This window comes from Methylobacterium sp. J-048, assembly GCF_022829515.1.
Taxonomy (GTDB): domain Bacteria; phylum Pseudomonadota; class Alphaproteobacteria; order Rhizobiales; family Beijerinckiaceae; genus Methylobacterium.
Map to the genome: position 1 here is coordinate 13,187 of NZ_JAKSYL010000165.1, position 19,554 is coordinate 32,740.

Annotated in this window: 19 protein-coding genes and 3 pseudogenes; 17 read left to right on the forward strand and 5 right to left on the reverse strand. The window is 63.6% G+C overall.

Going from position 1 to position 19,554, the window contains the following annotated elements:
• Nucleotides 1-98: 98 nt before the first annotated feature.
• From MKL09_RS16590 to MKL09_RS16655, 14 genes and pseudogenes are all read left to right on the forward strand, one after another.
• Nucleotides 99-260, forward strand: a pseudogene (locus MKL09_RS16590) (FAD-dependent oxidoreductase); the annotation flags it as partial.
• Nucleotides 261-650: 390 nt separating this feature from the next.
• The gene (locus MKL09_RS16595; protein ID WP_244021888.1) at nucleotides 651-2,141 is read left to right on the forward strand and encodes a PAS domain S-box protein; all 1,491 of its coding nucleotides are present in this window, start codon (nucleotides 651-653) and stop codon (nucleotides 2,139-2,141) included.
• Between the two features lie 128 nt (nucleotides 2,142-2,269).
• On the forward strand, nucleotides 2,270-2,455 hold the full coding sequence (locus MKL09_RS16600) for a hypothetical protein (RefSeq protein WP_244021890.1): 186 nt from the start codon (nucleotides 2,270-2,272) through the stop codon (nucleotides 2,453-2,455).
• A 90-nt stretch (nucleotides 2,456-2,545) separates the two neighbouring features.
• Entirely contained in the window at nucleotides 2,546-2,806 is a 261-nt protein-coding gene (locus MKL09_RS16605; protein WP_192710943.1) for a GlsB/YeaQ/YmgE family stress response membrane protein, read from the forward strand.
• Between the two features lie 49 nt (nucleotides 2,807-2,855).
• Nucleotides 2,856-3,842 (forward strand): PhnA-like protein, encoded by a 987-nt coding sequence (locus MKL09_RS16610; RefSeq protein WP_244021892.1) that lies wholly within the window; start codon nucleotides 2,856-2,858, stop codon nucleotides 3,840-3,842.
• Nucleotides 3,839-4,345, forward strand: coding sequence for a YsnF/AvaK domain-containing protein (locus MKL09_RS16615; protein WP_244021894.1), 507 nt, complete (start codon nucleotides 3,839-3,841; stop codon nucleotides 4,343-4,345). Before MKL09_RS16610 ends, MKL09_RS16615 begins: the two co-directional genes overlap by 4 nt.
• A complete protein-coding gene (locus tag MKL09_RS16620) occupies nucleotides 4,342-5,274 on the forward strand; it encodes a YsnF/AvaK domain-containing protein (RefSeq protein ID WP_244021896.1) in 933 nt (310 codons plus the stop codon). The genes MKL09_RS16615 and MKL09_RS16620 overlap by 4 nt, the downstream gene beginning before the upstream one ends.
• Before the next feature lie 81 nt (nucleotides 5,275-5,355).
• Nucleotides 5,356-5,628, forward strand: a complete 273-nt coding sequence (locus MKL09_RS16625; RefSeq protein ID WP_243967520.1) for a hypothetical protein — start codon at nucleotides 5,356-5,358, stop codon at nucleotides 5,626-5,628.
• 46 nt (nucleotides 5,629-5,674) lie between these two features.
• Nucleotides 5,675-5,974, forward strand: coding sequence for a hypothetical protein (locus tag MKL09_RS16630; RefSeq protein ID WP_244021898.1), 300 nt, complete (start codon nucleotides 5,675-5,677; stop codon nucleotides 5,972-5,974).
• A 39-nt stretch (nucleotides 5,975-6,013) separates the two neighbouring features.
• Complete coding sequence (locus MKL09_RS16635) at nucleotides 6,014-6,514, forward strand: YidB family protein (protein ID WP_244021905.1); 501 nt, start codon at nucleotides 6,014-6,016, stop codon at nucleotides 6,512-6,514.
• Between the two features lie 96 nt (nucleotides 6,515-6,610).
• A complete protein-coding gene (locus MKL09_RS16640; RefSeq protein WP_244021909.1) occupies nucleotides 6,611-6,808 on the forward strand; it encodes a hypothetical protein in 198 nt (65 codons plus the stop codon).
• Nucleotides 6,809-6,882: 74 nt separating this feature from the next.
• On the forward strand, nucleotides 6,883-7,245 hold the full coding sequence (locus tag MKL09_RS16645) for a CsbD family protein (RefSeq protein ID WP_244021910.1): 363 nt from the start codon (nucleotides 6,883-6,885) through the stop codon (nucleotides 7,243-7,245).
• A 413-nt stretch (nucleotides 7,246-7,658) separates the two neighbouring features.
• Nucleotides 7,659-8,831 (forward strand): chromosome partitioning protein ParA, encoded by a 1,173-nt coding sequence (locus tag MKL09_RS16650; RefSeq protein ID WP_244021911.1) that lies wholly within the window; start codon nucleotides 7,659-7,661, stop codon nucleotides 8,829-8,831.
• Nucleotides 8,832-9,249: 418 nt separating this feature from the next.
• Nucleotides 9,250-9,501, forward strand: a complete 252-nt coding sequence (locus MKL09_RS16655) for a hypothetical protein (RefSeq protein ID WP_244021914.1) — start codon at nucleotides 9,250-9,252, stop codon at nucleotides 9,499-9,501.
• A gap of 1,077 nt (nucleotides 9,502-10,578) precedes the next feature.
• On the opposite strand, the gene MKL09_RS16660 is transcribed toward MKL09_RS16655, so the two are convergent.
• Nucleotides 10,579-11,763 (reverse strand): cupin domain-containing protein, encoded by a 1,185-nt coding sequence (locus MKL09_RS16660; RefSeq protein ID WP_244021916.1) that lies wholly within the window; start codon nucleotides 11,761-11,763, stop codon nucleotides 10,579-10,581.
• 222 nt (nucleotides 11,764-11,985) lie between these two features.
• On the opposite strand from MKL09_RS16660, the gene MKL09_RS32220 reads away from it, so the two are divergent.
• A complete protein-coding gene (locus MKL09_RS32220; protein WP_244021918.1) occupies nucleotides 11,986-13,227 on the forward strand; it encodes a response regulator transcription factor in 1,242 nt (413 codons plus the stop codon).
• Nucleotides 13,228-13,507: 280 nt separating this feature from the next.
• Here MKL09_RS32220 and MKL09_RS16670 read toward each other — a convergent pair whose 3' ends face one another.
• Complete coding sequence (locus tag MKL09_RS16670) at nucleotides 13,508-13,672, reverse strand: hypothetical protein (RefSeq protein WP_244021920.1); 165 nt, start codon at nucleotides 13,670-13,672, stop codon at nucleotides 13,508-13,510.
• A gap of 62 nt (nucleotides 13,673-13,734) precedes the next feature.
• Nucleotides 13,735-13,950 carry a hypothetical protein gene (locus MKL09_RS16675; protein WP_244021921.1) on the reverse strand — a complete coding sequence of 72 codons (216 nt, stop codon included), beginning with the start codon at nucleotides 13,948-13,950 and terminating at the stop codon, nucleotides 13,735-13,737.
• Nucleotides 13,951-14,773: 823 nt separating this feature from the next.
• On the opposite strand from MKL09_RS16675, the pseudogene MKL09_RS16680 reads away from it, so the two are divergent.
• Together MKL09_RS16680 and MKL09_RS16685 are read left to right on the forward strand one after the other, a co-directional pair.
• Nucleotides 14,774-15,998, forward strand: a pseudogene (locus MKL09_RS16680) (IS3 family transposase).
• A 119-nt stretch (nucleotides 15,999-16,117) separates the two neighbouring features.
• Nucleotides 16,118-17,020, forward strand: coding sequence for a prepilin peptidase (locus tag MKL09_RS16685; protein WP_244021922.1), 903 nt, complete (start codon nucleotides 16,118-16,120; stop codon nucleotides 17,018-17,020).
• 136 nt (nucleotides 17,021-17,156) lie between these two features.
• Here the strand turns inward: MKL09_RS16685 and MKL09_RS16690 are convergent, their stop codons facing one another.
• Both MKL09_RS16690 and MKL09_RS16695 read right to left on the reverse strand, forming a co-directional pair.
• A complete protein-coding gene (locus MKL09_RS16690) occupies nucleotides 17,157-18,329 on the reverse strand; it encodes a hypothetical protein (protein WP_244021923.1) in 1,173 nt (390 codons plus the stop codon).
• Between the two features lie 222 nt (nucleotides 18,330-18,551).
• Nucleotides 18,552-19,424, reverse strand: a pseudogene (locus MKL09_RS16695) (IS3 family transposase); the annotation flags it as partial.
• Nucleotides 19,425-19,554: the final 130 nt, after the last annotated feature.

The following is a 19,554-nucleotide window of genomic DNA, read 5'->3' on the forward strand; positions in this document are numbered from 1 at the left end:
CGACGCTGATCGTGACCACACCTCAATCTCATTGTTTACAGTTTGAACAGAGATAGATACATTTACTCCGATGGCATGCTTCGACGCCTATTGACACGCGGGCGCGGTTGGCCCGGCCTTTCGAGGACAGGCTGTTATTCGCGGGCAAGGCGACCCACCCCTTCGATTTTACCACCGCCCACGGAGCTTACGACAGCGGGCAAAGGGTTGCGGACGAGGCCATGGCAGCGCTTCGGTACAGACAGGAGAAAGCGGCCTGACGGAAGCCCGACAGCATCCGTATGGCCGCAGATGCCGGAACATACGGGGCGGACTTCCGACTCTCTCGGACACCACTGCCGACGACCGCCGATGCCTGGCCAGGTAGGCCGACCGGGTCATTCGGAAGGGCCAACCCTTCTTCTAAAACCTGGCGGATGCGGTTGGGCCGTTCGTCATGCCCCAGTCCGAAGCGGTCGAGGGCCGAGGATCGGATTGCAGGGGTTTCCCAGTTCGGAAAAGCGAGCTGGTCCCAGGGACGACATTCCCGACGAAGGCAAGGATGCCGGTCGGCGATATCAGGGGTATTGCCCGACGCATCGTTTGGGACGTTGGCACCCATGCGTGGATGCGAGGCGGCCACTGATGCCCTTCGAACGAGGCGAGCTATCATGACCCAGTTCGAGCAGCGGCAACTGGCGCAGGTCGTCAACGGTCTCGCGGAGGGCGTGATCCTGATCGAGCCGGACCACACCATCGCCTACGCCAACGACGCCGCCCTAGCGATGCATGGGGTCACCGAACTCGGTGACCTCGGAGCCACCGTCGCCGAGTACCGTGGCAACTTCATCCTGCACTACCGCAACCATCGCGAGGTAGGGCCGCTGCAGCATCCGGTCGAGCGCATCCTGGCCGGCGAGGCGTTTCGCGATGCGGTGGTCGAGGTCCACCATTTCCGGGATCCCGCGAGGACGTGGACGCACCGGATGCGGGGACTCGTGACGACGGACGATGCTGGCACGCCAAACGGACTCGCCCTGCTGATGCAGGACGCCAGCGACCGCTACGAAGCCGAGGAGCGGTTCGAGTGCATGTTCCGGGCGAATCCCGCCCCGGCCGTGGTGTGCCGGCTCTCCGATCTGCGTTACGTCAAGGTCAACCAGGGCTTCATCGAGCTGACCGGTTACGCCCGCGACCAAGTTCTTGGCCGGACCTTCACCGAGGTCGACCTCATTGGCCAAGGCGAGCGCCGCGCCTCCGCGGTCGAGCACCTCCATGCCGGCACCACCATCCGCCAGCGGGAGGCGTGCCTCTCGGTGCCGTCCGACGCCGAGAAGTACGTCATCGTCGCCGGCCATCCCATCGAGATGCCCGGCGGCGAGCGCTGCATGCTGTTCACCTTCGCCGACCTGGAGGACCGACGGAAGGCCGAGGCGGAGCTCCGTCTCAGCGAGGAGCGCTTCGCCAAGGCGTTCGAGCTCAGCCCGATCCCAACGGCTCTCCTGAGTTCGGACGCGAAGGTCCCGACTAGCGTCAACGAGGCCTACGCCGCAGCCTTCGGGAACGCCGCGCACGCCACGTCCGTGCCCTGGGCCGAGGAAGCGGAACGGACCCGATTCAAGCGTGAGCTCCAGCGCTACGGAAGGGTCCGGGCATTCGAGGGACGGCTGCGAACCCAAGACGGCGACGTGCTCGACTGCCTCGTCTCCGCCGAGAGGGTCAGCGTCAACGGAGGTGACGGGCTTCTTTGCGCCGTCCAGGATATCTCGTCGAGAAAACGGACGGAGGTCGAACTCATCTCGGCCATCGAATCCGTCATGGCGGACGCGTCGTGGTTCAGCCACGGCGTGATCGAGAAACTCGCCCAGCTGCGCAATCCTCCCAAGCCGGGCAAGCCGCAGGCGATGGTCGAGAGGCTCACGACCCGCGAGGGCGATATGCTGGAGGGCATCTGCCGCGGCGACACGGACGAGGAGATCTCCAAGGCGCTCGGGGTCTCGCTGAGCACGGTGCGCAACCACGTCGCGAGCCTGTACCGCAAGATCGGTGTCAACCGCCGCAGCGCCGTGGTGGTCTGGGCCAGGGAGCGTGGAATCGGCGAGAAGACGTCGATTGAGCATTACGGCAGGAATACAACGCGAAAACCAGGTCGAAAACACTAAGCGGATTAAGCTAAAATACTTTTATGTAAATCTTCGGAACATCATTCCCATTGAAGTATTCGGTGGGTGTAGCTCTGCTCGATCCGGGCATCTCGAAGACGGCTAGGCCGGACAGAGAGGTGTAGCGGATGGGCAAGGACCGGAAGGTTCTATCGAGCGATCATGCCCGTGCCCTGATCAAGCAGGCCATCGGCATGCTCTTCGGGGACACCGAGGTCGAGGCGGAGGCCACGACCGAGATCGTCGCGATCAAGGCGCGTCATACCACGACGAAAACCAAGCCCGACCAACCCCGCAGGCCATCGAGGTCGTAGCGGTCAAGCCCATACGCCTTCGAGACCAATCCCCAGCCCGCGCAGGCCCTGCGTCGGGACCTGTCATCACGCCTAAAACCGGAGCCCGTCATGTCTCTCCTCGCCTGGATCGTCCTCGGCCTGATCGCCGGCTTCATCGGCAGTAAGATCGTCAACAACACCGGACAGGGCCTGCTCGTCGACATCCTACTCGGCGTCGTCGGCGCGGTCGTCGGCGGGTTCCTGTTCAACCAGTTCGGCGAGCCCGGCGTGTCGGGGGTCAACCTCTACAGCCTGCTCGTCGCCATCGTCGGCGCCGTGATCGTGCTGTGGCTCTACCACATCGTCATGGGCCGCCGCCGGGTCGTCTGACCCACCGCGCTCTTCCAGCTTCGCAAACTCACAACCCAGGAGATCCACCATGGCCACCGTTACCGAGCCCACGCCCGTATCCCCCGGACGCCCGATACCCGACCGCGCCGTCGTCGACCGCGAGCTGCCGCAGACCACCATGGTCACCCCCGCTGAGGACATGCGCACGATGATGCTGCATTCCGTCTCCTGGGGTGCCGTGCTTGCCGGTGCCACGGTGGCCCTGATCTCGCAGGTCATCCTGAACATGCTGGGGCTCGGCATCGGCCTCTCGACGGTCGATCCGATGGGTGATGGCACCCCGGCGGCGAGTTCGCTCGGCATCGGTGCCGGCCTGTGGTTCGTCGTCTCCGGCGTGCTGGCGGCCGTCGCCGGCGGCTACTTCGCCGGACGCCTGTCCGGTAAGCCCTCGACCTCGACGGCGGGCTATCATGGCCTCCTCGCCTGGGCGGTCTCGACCCTCGTGGTGCTGTACATGCTGTCGTCGGCCGCCAGCGGCATCGTCAGCGGCGCCCTCGGCACGGCCTCCTCGGCCATCGGCGGGGTCGGCAACGCGATGGGCGGCTCCGTCTCGACCTTGGCGCAGGCCGCCGCCCCGTCGCTGACCAAGGTCACCGACCCCTTCTCGAACATCGAATCCAATGTCCGCAACGGCACCGGATCCGATCCGGCCGCGCTGAAGGACGCCGCTGTGACCGCGATGCGCGCCGCCGTCTCGGGTGACGGTGCACAACAGGCCGCCGCCCAGGAGAAGGCCGCCGTGGCCCTTTCCAAGGCGCAGAACATCCCGGTCGAGCAGGCCCGGACCCAGGTCGCGCAGTACACCCAGCAGTTCAGGGAGACCGTCACCTCGGCCAAGGAGCAGTCCAAGCAGATCGCCGACGCCACGGCGCGCCGCGTATCCCAGGGTGCGTTGTTCGGGGCTCTCGCGCTGATCTTCGGGGCGCTCGCCTCCTTCTTCGCCGGTCGAGGTTCGGCCGTCGATCCGACCGTCACCCGCACCGCCCCGAATACCCTGACCCCGCGCCGGGCATGAGCGTCGGCGATCCCGCCGCGACCGAGCCCCACGGGCTCGGGACGCGCTTCGGCACCGCGGCGGAGGTCGCCATCGGTGAGGAGGCGGTCCTCCCGCTGATCGAGGAGACCGCGCGCATCGAGAAGCGTGCGGTCGAAACCGGACGGGTCCGTGTCAGCACGCGAACCGACACCCTCGACCAGGTCCTGCGCGAGACCCTGCGCAGCGACATGGTCGGGGTGACCCGGGTGCCAGTCAACCGGACCCTCGCCGAGGGCGAGGCACCCCCGGTGGTCAGGACGGAGGCCGAGGTGACCATCATCCCGGTGCTGGAAGAGATCCTCGTCGTCGAGAAACGCCTCGTCCTGAAGGAGGAGGTGCACATCCGCCGGACCACGGCGGGCGAGGACGTCGAGATGCCGGTGACGCTGCGCAGGCAGCGCGCCGTGATCGAACGCGTGTCCCCAGAGGGGCACGTCACGGAACAGGCCGCCACGCACCCGTCACAGGAGCCGACATCATGACCCAGACCATCACCGCCATGTACGACACCCATCCCGAGGCGGTCGCCGCCCAGGGCAAGCTCGTCGGCCTCGGCATTCCCGCCGGCGCGATCAAACTGATTTCCGGCACCCAGGCCGGCTCGGCCGGAACCGCGACCAAGGCCGACGAAGGCATGTGGGGCTCGATCAAGGACTTCTTCATGCCGGAGGAGGACCGGCACGCCTACGGCGAGGGCCTGCACCGCGGCGGCACGATGCTGAGCGCAGAGGTCGACGACGCGCACGTCCACGCCGCCTCCGATATCCTGGAGGAGCACGGTTCGGTCGATCTCGACGAGCGCGAGGCCGCCTGGCGCAAGGAAGGCTGGGACGGTCGTGCGACCGGTTCCACCACCGGGACCGCGCCGGTTGCCGCCGGAGCGCTCGGTCAGGGTGCGATGTCGTCCGACCACGCCGCCACGACCCGCGACACCGGCCTTCACGCCGCTGCACCGTCCGAGGCCGTCGCCGCCCACGGTACCGTCACAGGCACCGATTACATCCCCGTGGTCGAGGAGCGCCTCAACGTCGGCAAGCGCATGGTCGATGCCGGCCGGGTCCGGGTTCGGTCCTACGCCGTCGAGAAGGATGTCAGCGAGAACGTCACCCTCCACGACGAGACGGTGAACGTCGACCGTCGCGTCGTCGACCGCGCCGTCACCCCGGGCGACATGGCGCTGTTCGAGGAAAAGGTCATCGAGGCGACGGAGATGCGCGAGCAGGCGGTGGTGTCGAAGGACGCCCGCGTCGTCGGTGAGGTCGGCATCCGCAAGGATGCGGCCCAGCGGGTGGAGACCGTGACCGACAAGGTCCGTCACACCGAGGTCGAGGTCGAGGACGGTCGCGGAACGGTAAGCCGTACCGGCACCACCGGGACCACGACGGAAACCACCCCGCGCAAGCCGCTCTGAAACGCTGAAGTCCGGGACCGGTTCGAGCCGGTCCCGGTTCCGTACGATCCCACGTCCACCTTTCGCGAAAGCCCCGTTGCCGTGACCAAGCTCCGCCACCTCGTCGTGTTCGCGGCCGTCGCATCGTCATGCCTCCCGCTCGGCGCGCAGGCTCTTGAGAAGACCGGTTCCAGGGCGTCGCTGAAACCCTTCTGCTCGGCCGACTATGCCCGTCTCTGCAACGGCCTCGACCTGAACGGACCCGAGGTCGTCGCCTGCTTCCGCAGGAACGCCCGGGAGGTCTCGCCAGGCTGCCGCGCGGCCATCGCCGACTACGTCGAGACGGCTTCCGAACAGTCCGTTCCCTCGCGGTAGTGGTCGCTCGCCTGCCCGGTCCACCCCCCATCCCGAAGGAAACACCATGAAGATCCTCACCAACCTGACCGTCGCGACGACGATGACGCTTCTTGGCGTTGGCCTCGCCTCGGCGAAGCCATGTGCGGTCGGAACGACCACGAACAGCACTGGCCAGAAGGGCTCGGCGGACGCTTCCTCGAAGATCGATGGGAACGCGACCGGGAAGGTCTCGCCCGGTGCCAAGGCAGAGTCCCCCGGGACGGTCGGGGCGATGAACAACGTCGGCTCGAATGCGACGCCCTCCGCCAACGAGGCGAAGCCGCCCGAGGGCAAGGTGGTGAAGCCCGGCGACGACGATTGCTGATCGGTACGACGACCCCTCTCACCGGAACGGAGACACCCAATGAGTGACGGCTTCCCCTCTATGACGGCGCTGCTCGGCCTGTTGGCCGTGACGGGCTTCCAGAACCGGGATAATATCCAGGAGATGCTCGGCGGAGCCGGCCACGGTGGTCCCACAACCCCAGGTGCGCCCGCCGGACAGGGCGGGATCGCGGGACAGGGTGGTCTCGGCGGCCTGCTGGGTAATCTCGGAGGCGCACTCGGGGGTGCTGGTGCCGATGGCCTGCTCAGTGGCGGCCTCGGCCAGCTCGTCGAGCGCTTTCGCGAGAACGGCCACGGCGAGGCCGCCGATTCTTGGGTGAACCATGGTCCGAACGCCGAGATGAAGCCCGACCACCTGAGGTCGGCCATCGGTTCCGACGTCCTCGATACGCTGTCGCGGCAGACCGGCCTTTCGCACGACGACCTTCTGTCCAGGCTCTCGCGCGAGCTGCCGTCCGCGGTGGACCGCTACACCCCCGACGGCAGGCTACCGTCTACGGTCGCCGGCATGCCGGCGTGATGAACCCCCGGTCGATCCCACCAGTGTCGAGGATCGGAACCGACCGGCCACCACGTTCGCACCGGGGCACGTAAATCCCCGTCACGGGAGGGACAGATGTCCGGAAACGCGCACGCCAAGGCCGCCGAACACCATGAGGCTGCGGCGAAGTCACACCGGAAGGCCGCTCGACACATCGACGCCGGCAACGAGGAGAAGGCCGCCGAGCACGCCTCGAAGGCCGACGACCGGGCGGAGAAAGCCAACCAAAGCTCGATGAAGGCGCGACCCGGGAAGGCTGCGTCGAAGGATTAGTCAGTGCCTCGCATCGGCTCGAAACGCGTTTCGCAGCGGGCCAGCTCAACCTTGAACCGAATGGAAATTGACCAATGGACGAGAACCGCATCACCGGCGCCGCCAAGGAACTCGGCGGCAAGGTCCAGGGCGCCGTCGGTGACGTCACGGGCGACCGCGAGACCCAGGCCAAGGGCACGGCCAACGAGGCGAAGGGGACCGTCGAGAACTTGTACGGACAGGCCAAGGACGCCGTGCGCGACGTTGCTGGACAGGCAAGCGACCTCGCCGACAAGGCGATCAACAGGGGCCGGGACGCCCTTCCCGAGGCCGAGCGTGCCTACCGCCAGGGTGGAGATGCTGTCGCACAGTATGCGAAGGAGTCCCCGCTGATGCTGGCGGCCATGGCCGGAGCCATTGGATACCTGCTTGCGATGGTGATCCACGGCCGTCGCTGAACTGTTGCCGTCCGGGGTTAGGCTTACGATAGGCGTGGTCCCCGACCGGGGACGAGACGATGGGGACCCTCGATGCCACCCATTCGCACGCTGATCCACGACGGGTCCAACGACGACCGCTGGTACCTATGCCGCGGCGGTGACCCTGCCGACGTGTACGTCTTGCATGAACCGAACGGGCCATCCGGCGGGAGGCCGTCCCGCATCGAGCTCGCAGCTTTCCTTGCTGCGGCGGACGGCTCCCCCGAGCACCGCGCCCTCCTCGGTATGATCGGTTCCCTCGTCAGGACTGATCGTGCCGAACTCGCATCGAGCAGTCCCACCCCCGAGCCGGGGGCCGCCGGTGCCGAACCTACCCCTGGCGAGGCTAACACGTCGTTCTGATCCGTTCCTCCAACGCCCGCGAGACCGCCATGGCCATCGACTACCGTTCCGAACTCCGCAGGCCCCTGCCGTTCAGCCTCGCCGTCGTGGCGGCGGTCCTCCTGGTCTGGCTCGTCGTCGCCTCCATCGCCGGTGCGAGGCAGAGGACGGCGCGGGATCACCACATCCAGGACCTGGAGACACGGCAGGTCGCTCTGCAATCGGACCTCGATCAGCAGCGGGCGGCTGCGGGAACCCTCGACGGGCTCAAGGAGAGGATCGCATCGGCCCAGCAGCAGGAGCGGGACATCACACAGGCCGGGGAACAGGCCAAGGCGAGAGCCGAGAGCCTGGCGACGGAACAGCAGGCGGCCGAGCGCAAGGCCGGCGAGGCGAAGGCCACCGCGGAGGCCGAGACGACCAAGCTCACCGGGCTGCAGGCCCAGGTTACCCTGGCGGAGCAGAAGCTCGCGCCGATGAAGGAGGCCACCACGGCCGCCGAGCACGCGGCGACTGCAAGGACCAAGGAACTGGCCGACGTCGGGCGCCGGCTGGAGGAGACGCGCCAGCAAGAGGCGAAGCTGCGGTCCGACATCGCCGCCATGTCCCAGGAGGCGACCGCCAAGACCGCCGACCTCGCGAAGGCCGAGGAGAGCCAGCAGAAGGCGCGCGATGGCTCGGCCGGCGCTCAGAAAGATCTCGCCGATGCCCGCGCCGCGACCGAGCAGGCGACGAGGCAGAAGGCCGAACTGGAGCGGGCCGTCGACGGTCTGACCGCCAATCGTGAGAAGCTGGCGAGCGACGTCTCGCAGGCTGGCCAGCAGGTGCAGCAAGCCAAGGATGGGTTGGCTGCGACGCAGAAGGAACTGGCCACGGCGCAGTCCGAGCGGGACCGTGTGATCTCCGAACGGAGCCAGGCTGAGCAGGCCGTCCAGAAGCTGGCTTCCGACCGCGACGGCGCGACCTCGGCGGTGGAAGCGCTGCAGAAGAGGCAGGCCGACGCCCAGGCGCAGTTGGCGACCCTGACCGAGACGCTGGCCACCCGGAACAAGGAGATGGCCGCCCTTGAGGACCGGATCGGGACGACCCGGCAGGAGCTTGCCGTGGCCCAGGCCAAGCTCGCCGAGGTGCGTCAGCAGCTCTCGGACCAGCCTCCGTCCATGACGGTGCATCCCGGGCCATCCCAGCCGCAATCTCCTGCCGTCGCCCCCAGATCCGAATAATCCCTCGGGACTTGGGCCGGAGGGTCGCTGGACCGGAGCAGGGCCAGCTTCGTCGAAGGCTGACCCCATCCAATCGCCGTGCATGGGACGGACAGGGAGCTCCAGATCGGCGGGACAAGGAGGAGGAGCTCTGACCGGCAGGTGTTCAGACGGGGCGTAACGGACGCCCAGGGTGGGAGCGTGCTGCGACCTGAAGCACGGTGGTTGATGCAGCTTTTGAAGGCATCGGGAATTCCACCGTCGCGTCCGTATTCACGGTTCGCCACCGGAACGGTCCCGCGCGCCGGCCCTTTGCCCAAGACGATGGAAGTCGATCCCGAATGATATTTCGCGATCCTTCCGGACCCATCGGCAATAAACCGGAGACGACATGTCCAGGACGATCTCAGCTGATTTCAAATCCCGCCGGGATGCGGAGATGGCCGTCGAGCACATCGTGCAGGATCACGGCCTTGATCGGAATGCGGTGCAGGTCGGTCCTGCCTCGGACGAGAACACGGCCGGGACCGAGGCGGCGCGGGCGGATGTCGAAAACGGGCACCTGAAGGCCGGGACCGAGGGCGAACCCGCCCTCGCCGGCAAGGTCAGGGTCTCCGTCGCGGTCGATGACGCTATCGCCGAGAAGGTGCTGTCCTCCTTCGCGACCTTTCACGGTGACATTCGCGGCTGAACCCGCACCTGACGGTCACCCGCGGGGGCCGCCGGCGAAAGCCTCGCCGGGGTGGAGAGCGTCGCCTCGTTCTTCTTCAGCCGCGTCGACATCGAGGTGGATCGCCGGCTGGCGAAGGGGCAGCAATGCAGACGAACGCGACCGCGTCCGTGGCCAGGCGGCCATCGCCAACGCCCGCCTCGCGTACGGGGTGTGTGAGGACAGCGTCGCCTCCGCGCGCTGGCACGCCCTGGGGAGAGCACGGCCCCAACGCCTCCTTTGGGCATCCACCGGGGTGAAGCCCGCAAGGCTGCAACATGAGATGCAGCGAGGGGGAGGCGCTGCATCTCGAGCAGGTCGCGGCCGATTGTTTCCAAGGGTCACTCCCATCGCAGGCCATCCGCTGCGGCGCAGCATCAATGGCTCGGCCGCTGCAGGCAAGATCCTCGACGGGGGCGATTGTTTGATCGAAGCCGGGGGCCTGAAGTGGCTTGCGCGGACCTGCAACCCGGTCTTGGCCAACGTCCGCTTCGGAGAAGTCGGCGAGAATCTTCAAATGGCAGAGTTGGGCGCGAAGTGAACGTCCGGTCCTGAGCGCGACGGAGATCTGGCGTGGCGTAGTAGCCGAAGGCTGTCTGACCGCGTTATGACAAAGGTTTGCAGGACGCGGACATCCTGCTACGACCCAACGAACCAGCGAATTTGATCCGCACGGAACCTGGAATTCCAACGAACCGACAGATTGCATACGATGCATGCGTCGCTCTTATCGTAATGGAGTAAGACCCAGTCGATCTCTTGTCGTGCGAACGTTCCCCCGTACGATGGCTTGCCCGTCGCGCCAAATGACAATACATGAATGATCCGCTCCTGGTCCGCTCGACTGTACCGAGGTCAAGAGTTTAGGATCGATGCTCACCATTCCCCAATCGTCGGCTAGTTCCAGGACGATAACGTCCGGAGCCGGAGGCGTGTCCAGCGTTTGCAAATCCGCTGCTTTTTGAGGCTGCTTTATCGCAATCCGCGCATCAAGCCTCCCCGGCGCAGCAAATAGAATGATGGCTATGATTACGAAGGTGCTATACGGTGCTGACATGGTCAAACCGATCGTGTGAAAACGATCGGCTCTTTCGGTAGGCAAGCCAGGTCATCTTCCTGCAATCCTAGATTCGATGCGATAACCTGGCGGGGTGCCAAGGTCATCCACTGCGATAGCGAGCACTCCTGGTGCAAGGGATTGTCGTGAACGCCGACAAAGGTGCACGGCTCTTCACCGATGTTCTCGATCATGTGTGCGGCGGCTCGCGGCAGGTAAGCGCAGTCGCCAGGCTTCAAATCCGCCGTTGCCAAGCGCTTCTCGGGCTCGAACACCGTCACGCGCGTCCGGCCTTCGAGTAGAAAGTGCCACTCGTTCGCGCTTGGATGCCAGTGCGGTGCGTGCAGGGCGCCCGGAAGCAACGTCTCGCTGAAACCCGTCATCGTCGTCGAGATCGGGAACGCCTTGGCCGGAGCAATGCGCAGTGTGCCGGCGGAGCATTCGATCAACGGCTGAGCCTGCGCGAGCGCGAACCGGTGCGAGCTTGCAGCGTTCAAGCGTCGCTCGCCGCGGGCGACATCTCCATCCAATGGGATCACTGGACCTTGCGCGATGTAAACTTCAGCCTCCGGCAGATCGCGGGTCACGGCGTCGCTCAAATCAAACGCTGCCCGTAGGATCGAGTGGTCGAGCCGGCTGAGCCAGTCGCTCAAGCCGAAGGTTCCGTGATCACCGTAGAGACCGTCGTCGAACGCCAGGATCGCGTGACAGGGCACATCGCCCAGGGTTTGGATCGCGTGAGCATGGCCAGCCGGAAAAGACCAGGTGTCGCCAGGCCCAAAATTCACGACCTCCAAGCCGCCGTCAGGATCCAGAACCGTCACCTGACAATGGCCGCCAATCACGTAAGCCCACTCAGCCGACGAATGCCAATGCATCTCGCGGACGCCGCCGGGATTGAGGAACAGGTGGGCGCCCGCAATGCCGGTCGCGATTGGCAGTTGATTGGCGGTGAGATCACGCGCCCAACCACCCGAAGTCGCCTTGATGGTCCCGCCGTCGAGCCGCCCGGTGAAGGGCTGAGCTGCGCCGGGTTTGCGCGGGATAGTATGAACGAAGGTCTGTGAGGACCAAGCCTCCTTACCGGCTGCTCGACCGTCACCGTCAACTCCGAACGCTTGACCCGCTGCGACGGCGCCCACGCCGAAGGCCAGTCCACCCAGGAAAAACCGTCGCTCTGTTTCCACGTGCCTACCTGTCGTTTAGCCTTTAGCGTCGAGCTACCGATCGGAGGAGATTCTCCGCTGCTGCGGGACGATCGACCGGACGCGCTCGCATCTGCCGGCCACACTCGTATTTTATGAGGCATTCGACCTCACCCGAATGGATGATATGCTACATTCAGACGTGCATCGAATCAGGGCCAGCCAATGTTGGCCGCCTGTAATACCAGCGCGCGAGGATTCGAGGTGACGAAACCTGAATCGTCTCAAGGATCGCCTGGATTTTCGGGCAAGGCCCTTGAAGACAGGCCTGTTACACAAAAGCTGCAAACAAATCTTGTCGTGCTTCGCGGTACCACGGAGGCTGAGCAGCTCTCACAAATCCTCAGTGCGGTGTATGATGCAGCGCTCGACTCGGAGCGTTGGCCGGAAGCGCTGCAACTCGCCACTATATTTTTAGGCGGGATAGCTGCAAATCTGTTCTGGCAGGACCCTGTCAACAACCAGGCCGCTGTGTTTCACGATTGGGGTGACAATCCCAGTTACGTACAGTTGTATTTTGAGCGCTATGCGGCCCTAAATCCCTATTTTCCAGCTATATCTTTTGTTCCGACTGGGGTCGTTTTTAGCGGCGGGGACATCATTCCGCATGAAGATTTTGCGCAGACTCAGTTCTATCAAGAGTGGGTAGCCCCACAGGGCTTCATCGATGTGATCGGCGTCAATCTCCATCGCTTTGCCTTAGGCGTTGCGGCCTTCTCCGTCCGTCGCAGCCGAGCGCAAGGGTTTGTCGACGACGAGATGAGGCGGAAGATGGAACTGCTCGCCCCACATCTGCAGCGGGCTGTGATGATCGGCCGAGAGTTTGATGGAATTCGATCGAAATGTGTGTCGTTGGAAGCAGTGCTCGATCTTGTGACGGCGGCAGTTTTTTTAGTTGATGCTGCTGGCAAACTCGAACTTGCCAACGCGACAGGGCTCGCTCTTTTGAAACAGGGGGACATGCTCGGTCGGCGCGAAGGCGTCCTCGCCGCATCAGACCGTACTGCTGATAAGACACTTCGAGCGGCTTACGCCTTGTCCGGCACCGGGGACGATCACGCGATGAAAGCTTGTCCTCCCTCAATTGTTCTGACGAATAAACAGAGAGAGCGGTATCTCGTGCACGTCCTGCCGCTGTCTTCCGGTGCTCGTCAAACGGGTAGTCTCGGCGACCGGGCGCAAGCAGCCGTGTTCGTTCGCAAAACCGAGGTGCCAATCACATCTGGTATTGAAGTGCTGGCCAAGCTCCATGGCTTGACGGCAAGTGAGGCCCGGGTCTTACAGGCGGCGGTCGCGCTCGGTTCGGTCGCTGAGATAGCAAGCTCCCTGGGCGTGGGGGTTGCGACCGTAAAAACGCATCTTGCGTCCCTGTTTGCAAAAACAGGGACGCACCGCCGCTCCGAACTGGTCAGCGCCGTAGCGGCGCATGGCAACCCGCTGCTTTGAAGCGCAATGCCGACCGCTGTGATCTAGATTAATCTCGCAGCGTACCGTCTGCAGCACTCGAACCGTACAGTTTTAATCCGGGTGCTGGGACGCCGCTGCAGGAGTCGGATCTGGGCAGCCAAGCTGCTTGCGATCCAGCGGTGTCGATGCTTGTGAGCACGCGAATTTCGGCAAGTCCCTCAGATCGTCTGCGCGCCGGTCGGGCTTGCCCTTTGTATCGAAATCTCTGTATGGGCTGCGCAAGACAGATATTCGTCAGAGATCTTGGTCCGATCGATTATCAGTCGAGTGCAGCGATTGCGATTGGATCACTGCTTTCAACGGTCTGATAAGACATGGCAATGTGGGAACCCCGCTCGATGAGCTGCCTCTGGCCAAGCAGCATCAGCAGGGCGAACGCACCCCATAGCGCAACAAATAAAAGAGGCGGCCCTTCGTCGGACATGTAATTTGCTCCTCTGCAGCGGCCCCAAAGTTAGGTAGTGACCGCGTGTAAAGGTGGGTGGATCAATCGTTAGATGTCTCACCCGATTGCTCAAATCGAACCGCTTTTTCTGGCGGCTGTGCAGTACTCAACGAGGTATAGCCTGGGCATCCGATCTGCTGAAGCTCCAACGGCGTCGAGGCCAGCGCACAGGCCAATTCCGGCAGGTCTGCTAGATCGTCCGCGCGCGGCGCAGTAGCTGTAGCGATGAGCAGGACGGGCATCAGAATGTAGCGCATTAGAAGTCCCTCTGCGAAGCCCCCGATGGCAGAGGTATCGGGAGTCGAAGGGAGGCGCGTCATCCGTTCGGAGGATGTGAAGCCTCGAGCTTATGCCTCCCCCCGTCCAAGGTCGTAAAATTACCAACTTCATACCTACAGCCGCGGAGCCAGTGGTTCAGGCCGCGGTATGGCCGCGATTACAGATCGACGCACTTTGTTCTGCCCTTTCAGGCCGATGGCCGATGATTCTCCATCCATCCTTACGCTAATGAGCGAGCATCACAGCCGGCATGATGAATATCCGCTACTGAGGAGCGGCTAAAGCTTCTCGAATGACTAGGATGGACGCAAAGCCGAAGGTCCGCTTATCGGCGCCCAGGTATCTTCAATGCTGAGATTTTCTTCACAGGCAACACCACTGTAATTCGGCAGGACTGTTCGTCGCATATTGGCATCCGATGGCCTTGCTGAAGGGTGATCGCGCGCTGTCGAACCCGTTCTCACAGTTTGACGTGTGCCACGAAACGTTGCTACGAAGTGCGAACTTGGAGCGAGCAAAAGCCTTTTATTTGCAACGGGCTCGGGCGTACGGCGGCGAATCCCCCCCCTCTCCGCCATTCGGCCCCTAAGCACCTGCAATAGCTATATCTTTTTGGTGTCGTGGGCTCCTGAGCGCGCTCCTGCTACGAAGGAGTGCTACGAAGGAGTGCTACGAAGCCATGAGATCGATGGTGGATCGGGTCCAGCGCCGGGGCATCTTCTATTACTTTCGCACTGATCTGCCCCCTTGGGAGTGGTCCGCCCTGAAGTATGGCTTTTGAGCCGACAGAGGACGGAACCGATGGCCCAACGATCGAAGCCCGAGGAGATCGTGAGTAAGCTGCGTCAGGTCGACGTACTGGTCTCACAAGGACAGAGCGTCGCCGCATCGATCAGGTCGATTGGCGTGACCGAGGTGACGTACTATCGCTGGCGCAAGGAGTACGGCAGTCTAAAATCAGATCAAGTCAAGCGGATAAAGGATCTTGAGACGGAGAACCAGCGTCTCAGGCGGGCGATCGCAGACCTGACGCTCGACAAGCTGATCTTGCAGGAGGCGTCCCGGGGAAACTTCTGAGCTCCGCGCGCCGACGCGCCTGTGTCGAGCACATCATGCTGAGGATGAACGTCTCCGAGCGTCGCGCCTGCCGAGCGCTCGGTCAGCATCCCTCATCCTGAGCCTGTCGAAAGATTGACACAGCGCAAGGTACCGCGGGGGCGCGACGACGAAGAAGCGTTGACGGCCGATCTCATCGCTCTAGCCGAGCGGTACGGTCGCTACGGCTACCGGAAGATCAGCGCCTTGCTGAAGGCGGCCGGGTGGTTCGTCAACGACAAGCGCGTCGATCCTTCGACAAGCTCAGGATGAGCGGATCTGGCGGCGTGAGGGCCTGAAGGTCCCGGGCAAGCAGCCTAAGCGAGGGCGGATCTGGGACAACGACGGCTCCTGTATCCGTCTTCGCCCGGAATACCGCAATCACGTTTGGTCGTATGACTTCGTCGAGGCGCGCACGCATGATGGAAGTAAGTTCCGGATGCTCAACGTCATCGACGAGTTCACACATGAATGCTTGGCGATCCGGGTCGCCCGCAAGCTCAAGGCGGTCGACGTGATCGACGTGCTCTCGGACCTGTTCATCCTGCGGGGCGTGCCGGGCCATATCCGTTCGGATAACGGGCCGGAGTTCGTCGCGAAGGCTGTCCAAGCTTGGATCACCGGCGTCGGAGCCAAGACGGCTTACATCGCTCCAGGCTCACCGTGGGAGAATGGATACGTCGAAAGCTTCAACGCGCGGCTTCGCGACGAACTGCTTAACGGCGAGATCTTCTACACACTCAAGGAGGCGCAGATCGTGATCGAAAGCTGGAGATGCCACGACAACACCGTACGCCCGCACGCCTCACTGGGATACCGGCCGCCGACACCAGAGGTGTTCATGCCAGCCTACACCGCTTGACCGGCTGCGCTCGCCGGGCCAGCTCCGACGGCCAAGCTAACCGTGGTGGAGCGGCCTATCGTGCACTAATTTTACACTTGGACCACCCTGTGGGGGCCGATCAGCCTGCTGGTGCTGATTAAGCATCGGCGTTGATAAGCCGATCTTAAATCTAGCCCCTGATCCCTCAGCAAACGGACACTCCAGAAATGGTCGGCCTGACTTCGATGATGCTTGCCGTCTGGTTCGCCCCTGCGATCACGATCTTTGCAAGCCTGACCGCGGGCCTTCTGGCCGGCAGGTTCGTCGACAGGGTGATCGTGCAGCTTCCCGCGGCGATGAAGCGGGCTTGGGAGGCGGATGTCGAAGATAGTCCGTCGCGAGGCGGTCGCGATCTCTCTGGGCCCGATTCGCCCGCGGCCGGAGGCGACAGCCTGTGGCCGCACGGCCCATCCTGGCGCGCGGTCCGGGACAGGGGAGCCCTGGTCTCCGTTCAAACCGCTGCCCCGACACGGGGGCACGAACCGGTCTCCACCTCGGCGAGAGCCTCGCACGCTGATCCGGAGCGAGCGGATCGGCGAGTGCGCTGGCGCCGACCGTTCGTACAACTGGTTTGCGGCGTGGCCTTCGCCCTGTTGGCCGCGCGTTTCGGGCTCGGTGTCAGCCTGTTCGCGGCCCTCGCGGCCACAGCGGTCCTGATCACCCTGGCCTTCATCGACTGGGATCATCACCTCCTGCCGGACATTCTCGTCCTGCCGCTGCTGGGATCGGGCCTTCTGGTCAATCTGACCGGGCTCTTCGTTCCGCCGGGCGCGGCGCTCCTCGGGGCCATCGTCGGCTATGGCAGCCTGTGGCTGCTCGCGCGCGCCTACCGGCTGGTCTTCGGCAGAACCGGGATCGGCGCGGGCGACCTCAAGCTCATGGCCGCCCTGGGGGCTTGGCTCGGATGGCGGGCGCTGCTGCCGCTCACGCAGCTCGCGGCCGGCCTGGCGCTGGCAGCGACCTTCGCGGCGATGCTGGGCCGGCCGCGCGACCGCGTCCCGCGCCAACTCCCCTACGGCACCTATATGGCCGTAGCCGGCTGGTTGCTCCTGGTCCGGCATCCGCTGTGACGCAGACCGGATGCGCTGCGCGCGCTCCCTCGAATGACGATTCTGACGGACGGATATCCTGATCTCGGTCTCATCCTTCGAGGGCTCCGCTCAGGATGAGGCCGAGGATGGGACAGGCCGGTCCAACAGGCTCTCGTCACTGCATGAGGCGGACGAAGCTGCCGCGCTGCTTGAGCTCGCCGGCGATCTCGCCCAACCGACTCGTCATTGCGCCTTCCACATCATTGAAGGCATCGCTGTTATAAGAGCTGATGTCAGACGGCTTCTCGGCGCAAAACTGGAACCCTTTGCGGCCGCCCTCGTCGAACGACTTAGTGTTCGACAGTCCCAGATTCTCACTTTGCCCCCCCGCAACGAGCAGGAACACCCGGATCCGATGCCCGGATGCGCGAAGGCTGTCGCACAATGCCTTGTATCGCTTGGGCATGTCATTCGGCGTGTGGTCCGTGGTGGCCGATATGTTTCCGGGCACGGCGGTGCTCGCATCGGAATCTGAGAAAAATGAATCCATCTCAGTCTTCATCAGCATCACGATGGCTTTCTGGTGCTCGCCATTGCCGGAATCGAAATCGCGCGGCACCTGGGGATCACCGCCCCAGCCGTCGCTGCCTCGGAAGGCGGGCGCAAGCGTCATCGCTCCCCAGCCGAGCGCGAAACCGAAATTGAGGTTTCCTGCTGTAAGTCCTTTATAAAATATGTGCTGCTTCTTGAGAAGAATCAATTCGCTCGTTATGTCCTCAAGACGGTTTTGGAGCGGCAATACCGGAGTGGCGGGGCATCCTTTGTTGGCAATCATTGTTTTAATTTCTCTAAAAAAATCTAGCTCTTCATCGCTCCGCTTGCAATCTTCTTGTCCTAGATTTATTGCTTCTTGTCTGGTTTTTTCATCGCATCCAAAATCATCGTTGGTAGGTCTTGGTTTTGAGAACCAATCCTTCCATGGAAAATCATAGCCAGGAGGGACGGCGCTTTTCTCCCATACCCAATAACTGATGTAGAAATGGCCCGCAGGTGCGTGATCCCAAAAATAGTTTTCACCGAGATTGAGGCCGCGGAGCGGGCAGAAGCGCTTGCCCAAGGCATCGGGCGTATCAGGCGATGCCAAATCTTTGATGCCGGTTTCATCGAAGAAATTCCAGTCCTCCAATTCCTCCGGCTTAAGCGCATCCGCCCGTGCCCAGTTACGAGGGCGGTTGGGACGCTTGGCGTCGTAGACGTTGACGTTTTGACTATAGGGCACCACGGACATGTAAACATGACCGTCGTCTCGCATCGCGGACTCGGCGAAGCCTTGGGCAATCCGTGTCATCGCCGCCTCGGAAGAAGGGTCCACGTCGAAGCGAGACGGCACTACCAACGCCACCTCCGTAAAGGCGACATGTGCCTCCACCTTGGAGCGGATGGTGATGGTCTGCGCCGCGAGGCCGCTGACGGCGGCCTTGCTGGTGAACTGGGCCGTGACCTCGAAGGTGGCATTGTCGTCAGCGGTGCTGTGACCTGACCGGTATTTTGGACCGAGCCGATTGAGAGGCTACTGCATGGTGGCAGCCATGGGTAGCCGGAAGGCCAGATCCGGGTAGCTGACGGGGGGGGGCGGCCGATAGCCCAGCGACGAATGCGGTCGGACGCGGTTGTAGGTGTTTTGCCACAGACCGATCACGGTCTGCGCCTCCTTTAACGAGTAGAAGATCTCCTGGCGCAGGCACTCGTCACGAAGCTTGCCGTTGAAGCTCTCACAATACCCGTTCTCCCACGGCGATCCTGGTGCGATGTACTGGATCTGTGAGCCAGTTTTGGCGACCCATTTGCGCAGCGCCTTCGAGATCATCTCGGGGCCATTGTCGCAGCGGATGTGTTCCGGGATGCCGTGTAGGCACATCGCCTCCGCCAGCGCCTCGATCACGCCCGCGCTGTTGATGCGTCGCGCCACCTTCAGCGCCAGACAAGCCCGGCTATGCTCGTCGATCAGCGTCAGGATCCGGAGCGAGCGTCCGTCGTGGGTCCGGGCCTGGACGAAGTCAAAACTCCAGACGTGGTTGCGATGGAGCGGGCGCAGCCGCACGCAGGATCCATCGTTCAGCCACAGGCGACTGCGTGGTCGGTGCTTTTGCGGGACCTTGAGCCCCTCGCGACGCCAGATGCGCTGAACCCGATCCTTACCCACCTGCCATCCTGCTGCCTGCAGCAGCGCGGTGACGCGGCGGTAGCCGTAGCGCCCATACTCGGACGCCGAGGCGATGATGGCACGGGTCAGCGCATCCTCGTCGGCCGGCAACGTGGACACGTAGCGCTGCGTGCCCCGATGCTGGCCGACGATCCGGCAGGCGTGACGTTCCGAGAGGTCGTACTTCTCCCGGATGCCGTCCAACGCCTGCCTGCGTCGCTCGGGGGCTACGGCAGGACCCTGTCAACAACCAGGCCGCTGTGTTTCACGATTGGGGTGACAATCCCAGTTACGCACAGTTGTATTTTGAGCGCTATGCGGCCCTAAATCCCTATCTTCCAGCTATATCTTTTGTTCCGACTGGGGTCGT